We start from the raw sequence: 8,427 nt of genomic DNA, 5'->3' as shown, positions 1-8,427 counted from the left end.
CCCCCCCCCCCCCCCCCCCCCCCCCCCCCCCCCCCCTCCCCCCCCCCCCACTGTGCTTTGCGGCGGGGGTCCCGGGCTCGTGGCCGTGCCCAGGATGTGCGTCAACGGCGGAGTCAGGGCAGAGGGGGCGAAGCCGAACCGTTCATAGCCCCCGACGGCGAACCCCGCTTCCCTGATCGCGCGGAGCGTGTCCCGGTTCGGATGGCATCCCCCGAGTGCGCGCCGCCAGGCGGGCAGGACCAGGTCCTCGAGCGCGGCAAGAAAGGGCCGGTCGGACCGGACGTGTTCGTAGAAGGCCAACGTTGCGCCGGGCTTCAGGACACGGCGGATTTCCGTGAGGACAGCGGCCTGGTCCTCGACGCTGCACAGGACAAGGCAGACCACGACGGCGTCGGCGCTGGCCGTGCCGGCAGGGATATGCTCGCCCACTGCGGCAGAAACTGTCACGGGCACAGATGCCCTGGCGGCCTCCTGCCCGGCCAGGTCCCGCAGGTAGTCGTCGGGTTCCAGGGCCAGGACGTGGGCGACGGCGGGCGGGTAGAGCGCGAAGGATGATCCGGCCCCGGCACCGATCTCCACCACCGATCCGTGCAGCCCCGCCAGGAGGCGGCGGCGGTGTTCGGCGGCTCCGCGGCGGTCCATCCCGGCCACGCCCCGGGCATAAGCGCGGGCGAACCGCGGATGCTGGGCACGCTGCAGCGCACGGCTACGAAGCTCACGGCCGTGATCAGAACCGCCCGAGAACTGATCCACGTGATGCCTCCCCTTCAGCGTCCGCCCCGCCGCTTTGAGCGCGGCGCCGGGCCCTCCCCCGCCTTCGACAGAGTGAAGATGCCGTAGCGCATTGCCCCGGTACGGTAGGCCAGGATCAGGCGGGGAACGCTCAGGAGGAAAACGCGGTTGCGTGCGCGAAGGGCAAAGCGGCGCGCCTCGGGATCGGTGAGCAGGGCCTTCAGCAGCCGGTCGGCGCAGATCCACCAGGTGCGGGCCACGCGGCGGCTGGCATCCTCGTAGCCTGTGATCCGAAAACCGGCCGCCTGTGCCATCGCCTCATACTCGCCGCGGGTTCCCATGGAGGGCAGCCGCCCTTCACGGCAGATCGGCTCAAGCAGGTGGCGGACCTTCCACCCGTTTGCGTCGGTCCCGGCGAGCCACGCGCAGATGACCATGCGGCCGCCGGGCGCGAGGACGCGGTGCGCCTCGGCGAAGAACCTGGGCTTATCCACCATGTGCTCACTCGACTCAATCGCCCACGCAGCAGTGGCCGAGGCATCGGGAAGCCCGTTGGCCAGCCAGTCGCCCACCCGGATGTCCACGTCCGGCACGGGGTGCGCGGCCGCGTAGTGCGCCTGCTCGGCGGAGAGCGTGAAGCCGGTGACGCGGACCCCGCGGGTCAGCGCGAGCCGCCGCGCGGTGGAACCGTATCCGCAGCCGATGTCCACACACCCTTCGCCGGGCAGAAGGCCCAGCCGGTCGCCGACAGCGTCGACCAGGGCCTCGACGGCTTCGCCGGGTGCCTCGCGGCCCGTCATCCACAGCCCGTGATGGAGATGGTCACCCCACACGCGCCGGTACATGGGGTCAAGCTCGTCATAGTGGTCCGCCACCGCCACGGCGTTCTGCGGAATATCGGGGACGATCACGCCACGACACTACAACGGCGGTTCAGCGTAAGGAAGGGAATGGCGACGGCGGCACCCGGCACCCGCCGTCGTCGCCCCTTGCCCAGGTTTCAGCCACTATTACCGGCGGCCCCGCAGTCCTACACTGGCTGTTAACCCCAAAGGTCGCGGCACGCAGGAGGAGCCATGACGGTCATCGAACAGGTGCGTGAAGGAATGCACGTTGTAGCGGCCGACGGGACAAAGGCCGGCAAGGTCGAGGACGTGAAAATGGGCGATCCGGAGGCAATCACCGCTGAAGGGCAGACCAACCCGGAAACAGGGGGCCTCATTAACACCGGGATTGCCGCTTTTGCCGCCGATTCAAGGTTGCCCCGCCATACCGCAGAGCGGTTGCTCCGGGTCGGTTACGTGAAAGTCGATAAACCCGGCCTGTTGACGGGTCATGCCTACTTTGCAGCGGATGAACTGGACCGGGTCGAGGGCGACACGCTGTGGCTGAAGGCAGGATCCTCCGCGGACAGGCACGCCGAATAGAGGCAAGGACGACGGCGGGACCCGCCTCCCGCCGTCGCCATTCCTGCCGTCCACACCCGAAGCTACGGGTGCACCAGCACCTTCACCGCCGTGTCCTTGTGGTTGATCAGTGTGTCGAAGCCCTGGTCCACCAGGTCCTCCAGCGCGATCCGGCCGGTGATGAACTGCTTGAGGTCCACCTTGCCTTCCTGCACCATCCTGATCACGGCCGGGTGGTCGCGGACGTAGGCGATGGTGCCGCGCAGGTCGATCTCCTTGAGCACCAGTTTCTGCATGTCGATCGTGGCCGGTGCACCCCAGATGGACACGTTCACCACCACGCCTCCGGGCCGGACGGCGTCGAGCATCGTGTCCAGCACGGCGTTCACGCCGGCGCATTCGAAGGCGACGTCGGCGCCGGTCCCCGCGGTGAGCTCCCGCACCCGGACCGGGACGTCCTCCTGGCTCGGGTCCAGCACATGGTCCGCGACGCCGCTGGAGGTGGCCTTCTCCTTGCGGGCCTGGGTGAGCTCACTGATGATTGTGGTCACCCCCATGCCTTTCAGGACGGCGGCGGTCAGCAGCCCGATCGGACCGGACCCGCCCACCAGCGCCACGTCCCCGGCCTTGACCCCGCTCCGCGCCACCGCATGGTGGGCCACGGAAAGCGGCTCGATCAGCGCCGCCTCATCCAGCGGGATGTTCCCGATCGGATGCACCCAGCGCTGGTCCACCACAATTTTCTCGCTCAGTCCTCCCCCGCCGCCGGACAAGCCGATGAAGCCCATCTGCCGGCACAGGTGGTAACTGCCCGCCTGGCACATGTCGCAGGTCCCGTCCACGAAATACGGTTCAACGACGACGTTGTCCCCCACGGCGATGCCTGTCACGCCTTCGCCGACTTCGGACACAGTCCCGGAGAATTCGTGCCCCATGGTCACCGGGGCGTCCTCGCCGGACAGCGGATGCGGGTGGCCCGGCGCGGGCACGAAGATTGGTCCTTCCAAGTACTCGTGGAGGTCGGAGCCGCAGATGCCGCACCAGGCGACGTCGATCTTCACCGCCCCGGGACGGAGCTCCGGCTCCGGGATGTCCTCGATCCGGATGTCCTCCCGGCCGTGGAAACGTGCCGCTTTCATGATGCCTCCTGGGTTTGAACGGATACTGGTTTCGACAAGCTCAACCACCGGATTCAGCGGGTGTGGTGGCTAGTCTGCAGCTCGTACACGGGGGTGTCCAGCCCCTCCATCCGGGCTTTCAGCTGCAGCGCCAGATAGGCAGAGTAATGCCGGCTCTGGTGCAGGTTGCCGCCGTGGATCCACAGATTGGGGACGTTGGTCGGTTTCCACATGTTGCGCAGTTCCCCTTCCCACGGGCCCGGATCCTTCGGGGTGTCCGAGCCGTAGCCCCAGCACTTCCCCACGCGGTCCGCGGTCTCCGGGGACACCAGGTCCGCCAGCCACCCGTTCATGGACCCGTACCCGGTGGCGTAGACGATCAGGTCAGCCTCGAGCTCAACGCCGTCGTCCATCACCACGGCGTTGCCGGTGATCTTGGCGACCTGCCCGGACTTCAGCTTCACCCGGCCGTCGATGATCAGCTGGGAAGCGCCGACGTCAATGTAGTAGCCGGAGCCGCGCCGCAGGTACTTCAGGAACAGGCCGGACCCGTCCACCCCGAAGTCAAGATCGAACCCGGCGGCCTCGAGCTGCGAGTAGAACTCTGCGTCGCGTTTGGCCATCTCCTGGTACACCGGCACCTGGGCCTCGGGCAGGATCCGGTAGGGCAGGGAGGCGAACAGCAGGTCGGCCTTCTCGGTTGTCACCCCGGCGGCGAGTGCACGCTCCGAGTACAGGTCCCCCAGCGCCAGGTCCATCAGGGACTCGCTGCGCGCGATGTGCGTGGAGGAGCGCTGGACCATGGTGACGTCGGCGCCGTGCTCCCACAGGTCGGCGCAAATATCGTGTGCGGAGTTGTTGGACCCGATCACCACCGCCTTCTTTCCGGTCCAGTCCCCGCCTCCAGGGTGCTGGGAGGAGTGGCGCTGCTCCCCCAGGAACGACTCCGCCCCGTCGAAGGCGGGAATGTTCGGGTAGCCCGAGACACCCAAGGCGAAGACAAGCTGCTTGGGCCGGAGGGTCACAGGCTCGCCGTTGCGAAGGACGTTGACCGCCCATTCCTGCGCGCCGTCGTCGTACTCTGCTCCCACGCACTCGGTGCCGGACCAGTAATTCAGCTCCATGATCCGGGTGTAGTGCTCCAGCCAGTCGCCGATCTTGTCCTTGGCGGCGAAGACGGGCCAGTCGTCCGGGAACTTCAGGTAGGGCAGGTGGTCGTACCAGACGGGGTCATGCAGGTGGAGGGACTTGTACCGGTTGCGCCAAGAGTCGCCGGGGTTCTGGTTTTTCTCCACAATGATGGTGGGCACCCCCAGCCGCTTCAGCCGGGCGGCCAGGCCGATGCCGCCCTGCCCGCCGCCAATGATCACGCAGTACGGCTGCTCCTCGTAGCCCAGCCGCGCTTCCTGCTCCTCCTTGAGCTCCTTCCAGGAGCGGCGGCCGCGGATAATCTCGTGCGCAACGCCCTGCTCGCGGCGCGGCCCCTTTCTCTCCTCGAAGCCCTTCAGCTCCTGCATGGTGGTCAGCAGCGTCCAGCATTTGCCGTTCCGGAGCCGGAGGTGGCCGTAGCCGCGGGCGGCACCGGTTTCGAACGTGATCCAGGCTTCCACGCTGCCGTCGGCACCGGTGGCGTCCTCGGCGAGAGCCCAGTTGGCGGGCTGCACATGGTCCAGCCTGGCGTTGAGCATCCGCCGGATATCCGTCTTGCCTTCGAGCGTCTTCAGGTTCCAGGTGAACGCGACGAAGTCCCGCCAGTAGCTGTCGTCCTCGAAGAGCTCCAGGGCGGCGTCCACGTCGCGCCGCTGCAGCGCCTCATCCAGCCCGGCCAGCCAGGCCTGCGCGGCAGCGGTGGGTGATTGGGTCATCTCCACTCCTTTGTGTTGGTCCTTCGGTACAAGCCCGCGCCGGGAGCCCCTGCGGTATGCTGGGCCCGGCGTGAGCTGCATCACCATTGGAACGCTGCGGGGGTAACAAGCGCGTTACACGGACCGCGTTACAGGGCACGCTGTCTACGACGCCGGCCGGCAAGGGCGCCGCGGTGAGGAGGAACGGGTGGACTACAGCCTGAGGTTTTCGGACCCGGCCAAGTATGCGCGCGCCCTCCGCCGCGCACACGAACTGGTCATCTCCGGCGTCCCCCGGCCCGAGATCCCGCAGACACTTGCCGAGTCGTGGCGCCGCTCAATGGCCCTGGGCATCAGCCCGGACCAGCACAGCCCCCGGCATCTGCACGACGCGTCCGAGGTACGGGAGCTGCGGCGGGAGCACCGGCTGCAGCAGGTCATGCCCGCGCTCCAGGACCTGCTGGCCGATTCCTCGCCCGCCGGCCGCCACCTGCTGGTGCTGGCCGACGCCGGCGGGGAGATCCTCTGGCGGGTGGGCAGCCGCGAGGTGCTGCGCCGGGCGGACCGGCTGGAGTTCTCCGAAGGGGCGGACTGGTCCGAGGCCGGCATCGGCACCAACGCGATCAGTGAGGCGCTGGTCACCGGCGGGCCGGTCCAGCTGTTCTCCGCCGAGCACCTGGTCCGCACGCACCATGAGTGGGCGTGCACGGCGGCGCCCATTACGGACCCGGACACGGGCCGGCTGCTCGGCGTCCTCGACGTCTCCGGACCGCTCGACACTATCAGCGCCGACACGCTGCGGATGGTCCGGTGTGCGGTGCGGGTGGCGGAATCGCTGCTGGGAACGTACGACGGCGACACGGCCCCGGGTGCGCAGCATTCCGTGAGCGGGCCCGCCGGCGCTCTTTCCGCCAGTGCGGCCCGGCACGCTCCCCGCAGTGTTCCCCACCAGGTGAGTGCCGCCGTCGAACGCCTGGAACTGCTGGGCGACAAGCCCGCCGCGGTCCTGCGGGACGGCAGCCGGATTCCGCTCACGCTGCGCCGCGCGGAAATCCTGGCGCTGCTCGATTCCCGCACCCAAGGCTGGTCGGCGGAGGAGCTGGCCTACGAACTGCACGGTGACGACGGCACCCCGCAGGCCATCCGGACCGAGATGTTCCGGGTCCGGTCCATGCTGGGCGGCGCAGTGCAGTCCAACCCCTACCGGCTGGCCCCGGACCTGGCCGGGTGCACGGATTCCGGGGAGGTGCTGCGGCTCCTGCGGAACGGGCAGGTGGCCGGGGCGCTGACAAGGTACCGCGCTCCCCTGCTCCCCCGGTCCGGAGTCCTGCCGGTGCAGCTGCTGCGTGACCGGCTGGACCTTGCCGTGGGATCGGCGGTCCGGGCCAGCGGCGACGCCCTGCTTCTGGCCCGCTGGCTGGCCACGGACATGGGAGCCGCGGACTCGGAGGCTGTGGAGGTGCTGGGCCGGGTGGCCGGACGGGCGGATCCGCGGTACCTGGCAGCGCGGGCGGCCCTGGCCGCGGCCGAGCGGGGCTTGCTGGGGTAGCTTTACTCCCTGGTCCGGCCTCGGACATTCTTACAGGACTTGTAGTGTCGGGTTGACGGATCTTGTTAAGATGATCGCGTTCGCAGCGCTCGGTCTCTAGGGTCGGGGATCCGCGTTGGCGATCAGGCTCCGGGCTCAGCCGGAGCCGCTGGGGGAAGACATTCATGGCGCGGCAGGGAGTACCTCCTTGGCGGCCGCAACGGCCTGCGTCGCCGCCTGTCTGTCCACCCCCGGACGCGTCGGTGAACAGGAGAACACCATGCCATTCCCTCAACGATTTGGAACCTCTTTTGGTACAGCACTGGCAGCACTTGCTGCCATGATGCTCGCAGTCCCGCCCGCCGCTGCTTCCATTCCGACGGCGCCGGCCGCTCCGGCGCCCCCTCCACCGGCCGCTCCAGCGCCACCTTCGGAAGACACTGGGCGGTATCTGGTGAGCTTCAGCAAGGGCGCGGCCACCGCCGCGGGCGCCGAGTCCCTGCGGTCCGAGGGCGTGCAGGTTCACAGGACCTTCTCCGCCGCCATGCAGGGGGCTGCAGTGACGGCCACCAAAGCGCAGGCTGACGCCCTGGCCCGTTCCCCCCTCGTTTCCGCCGTCGAACGGGACGAACCCGTCCAGGTGTTCGACACCCAGCAGTCGCCGCCCTGGGGCCTTGACCGGATCGACCAGAAGACGCTCCCGCTCTCTGCCACCTTTACGCCGCCGTCCTCGGGGGCGGGCGTTAACGCCTATATTGTCGATTCGGGGGTGCTGGCCGGGCATACCGAATTCGGGGGCCGGGTCGCCTCGGGGTGGACGGCCGTGAACGACGGGCGGGGCAGCAGCGACTGCAACGGCCACGGCACCCATGTGTCCGGAGTTGTCGCCGGCAAGACCTACGGGGTTGCCAAGGCGGCCACCATCGTCCCGGTCCGCGTCCTGGACTGCAACGGCCTGGGCTACATGTCGGACATCATTGCCGGCCTCGACTGGATCGCATCGGACCACAAAGCCAACACCCCCGCCGTCGCCAACCTGAGCCTGGGCGGGACTGCCAGCACCATGGTGGATTCCGCTGTCCGGGGCATCATCGCCGACGGCGTCACGGTCTCCGTGGCTGCCGGTAACTCAGCCGTCGACGCCTGCGGCAGTTCCCCTGCCCGCGTACCGGAAGCCCTGACGGTAGCCGCAAGTGATTCCTCGGACCGGCAGGCCGGGTTCTCGAACTACGGCAGCTGTGTTGACCTGTACGCTCCGGGGGTGGGCATCACCTCCGCTCTCCATTCGTCAACCACCGCTGTAGCGACAGGGAGCGGGACGTCGATGGCGTCCCCGCATGTGGCCGGCGCCGCCGCCGTCCTTCTGGCCGAGAACCCCGGCGCCACTCCGGCGGACATCGCCGCGGAGTTGGCATCCACGGCGACGCCGGACGTTATCACCAACGCGTCAGCAGGGACGCCGAACCGCCTGCTGAACATCGGCCCGGTTCCTGCTCCGTTCCCGCCGGCAAGGGATTTCACCAGCGACGGCAAATCCGACCTGCTGGCCCGTGATTCCACGGGCGCCCTGTGGACCTACCCCGGAACCGGGACCGGCCTGTTCGGCTGGCGCATCAAGGTCGGCGACGGCTGGAACGTCATGACCGCCATCAGCGCCGCCGGCGATCTCACCAGCGACGGCATTCCGGATCTGGTGGCACGGGACACCAACGGCACCCTCTGGACCTACCCCGGCCAAGGCAACGGCCTCTTCGGCTGGCGCATCGAAGTCGGCCCGGGCTGGAACGTCATGACCGCCA

Annotated in this window: 7 protein-coding genes; 3 read left to right on the top strand and 4 right to left on the bottom strand. The window is 68.7% G+C overall.

Annotated features, from left to right (window positions below; translation table 11 throughout):
• A partial coding sequence (locus ACYQ1Z_RS19000) for a class I SAM-dependent methyltransferase (protein WP_459794105.1) occupies nucleotides 1–642 on the bottom strand: 642 nt, incomplete at its 3' end.
• Nucleotides 643–767: 125 nt separating this feature from the next.
• The gene (locus tag ACYQ1Z_RS18995) at nucleotides 768–1,643 is read right to left on the bottom strand and encodes an SAM-dependent methyltransferase (protein WP_459794104.1); all 876 of its coding nucleotides are present in this window, start codon (nucleotides 1,641–1,643) and stop codon (nucleotides 768–770) included.
• A gap of 165 nt (nucleotides 1,644–1,808) precedes the next feature.
• Between ACYQ1Z_RS18995 and ACYQ1Z_RS18990 the strand changes: the two genes are divergently transcribed.
• Nucleotides 1,809–2,159 carry a hypothetical protein gene (locus ACYQ1Z_RS18990; RefSeq protein ID WP_459794103.1) on the top strand — a complete coding sequence of 117 codons (351 nt, stop codon included), beginning with the start codon at nucleotides 1,809–1,811 and terminating at the stop codon, nucleotides 2,157–2,159.
• A 62-nt stretch (nucleotides 2,160–2,221) separates the two neighbouring features.
• On the opposite strand, the gene ACYQ1Z_RS18985 is transcribed toward ACYQ1Z_RS18990, so the two are convergent.
• Both ACYQ1Z_RS18985 and ACYQ1Z_RS18980 read right to left on the bottom strand, forming a co-directional pair.
• A complete protein-coding gene (locus ACYQ1Z_RS18985) occupies nucleotides 2,222–3,277 on the bottom strand; it encodes a 2,3-butanediol dehydrogenase (protein ID WP_459794102.1) in 1,056 nt (351 codons plus the stop codon).
• A gap of 53 nt (nucleotides 3,278–3,330) precedes the next feature.
• Nucleotides 3,331–5,121: an NAD(P)-binding domain-containing protein gene (locus ACYQ1Z_RS18980; RefSeq protein WP_459794101.1), complete on the bottom strand. Its 1,791-nt coding sequence runs from the start codon at nucleotides 5,119–5,121 to the stop codon at nucleotides 3,331–3,333.
• A gap of 187 nt (nucleotides 5,122–5,308) precedes the next feature.
• On the opposite strand from ACYQ1Z_RS18980, the gene ACYQ1Z_RS18975 reads away from it, so the two are divergent.
• Together ACYQ1Z_RS18975 and ACYQ1Z_RS18970 are read left to right on the top strand one after the other, a co-directional pair.
• On the top strand, nucleotides 5,309–6,649 hold the full coding sequence (locus ACYQ1Z_RS18975) for a GAF domain-containing protein (protein ID WP_459794100.1): 1,341 nt from the start codon (nucleotides 5,309–5,311) through the stop codon (nucleotides 6,647–6,649).
• Nucleotides 6,650–7,082: 433 nt separating this feature from the next.
• On the top strand, nucleotides 7,083–8,427 hold a 1,345-nt coding region (locus tag ACYQ1Z_RS18970; protein ID WP_459794099.1), incomplete at its 3' end, for a S8 family serine peptidase.

Source organism: Arthrobacter sp. AD-310 (genome assembly GCF_054656615.1).
The sequence above is the reverse complement of the archived record's forward strand: the minus strand, read 5'-3'. Positions and strand labels throughout refer to the sequence as shown.

Bases quoted from the DNA above. Each gene is read 5' to 3' on its own strand.
- ACYQ1Z_RS18990 (WP_459794103.1), top strand. From the start codon at position 1,809: ATGACGGTCATCGAACAGGTGCGTGAAGGAATGCACGTTGTAGCGGCC.
- ACYQ1Z_RS18985 (WP_459794102.1), bottom strand. From the start codon at position 3,277: ATGAAAGCGGCACGTTTCCACGGCCGGGAGGACATCCGGATCGAGGAC.
- ACYQ1Z_RS18980 (WP_459794101.1), bottom strand. From the start codon at position 5,121: ATGACCCAATCACCCACCGCTGCCGCGCAGGCCTGGCTGGCCGGGCTG.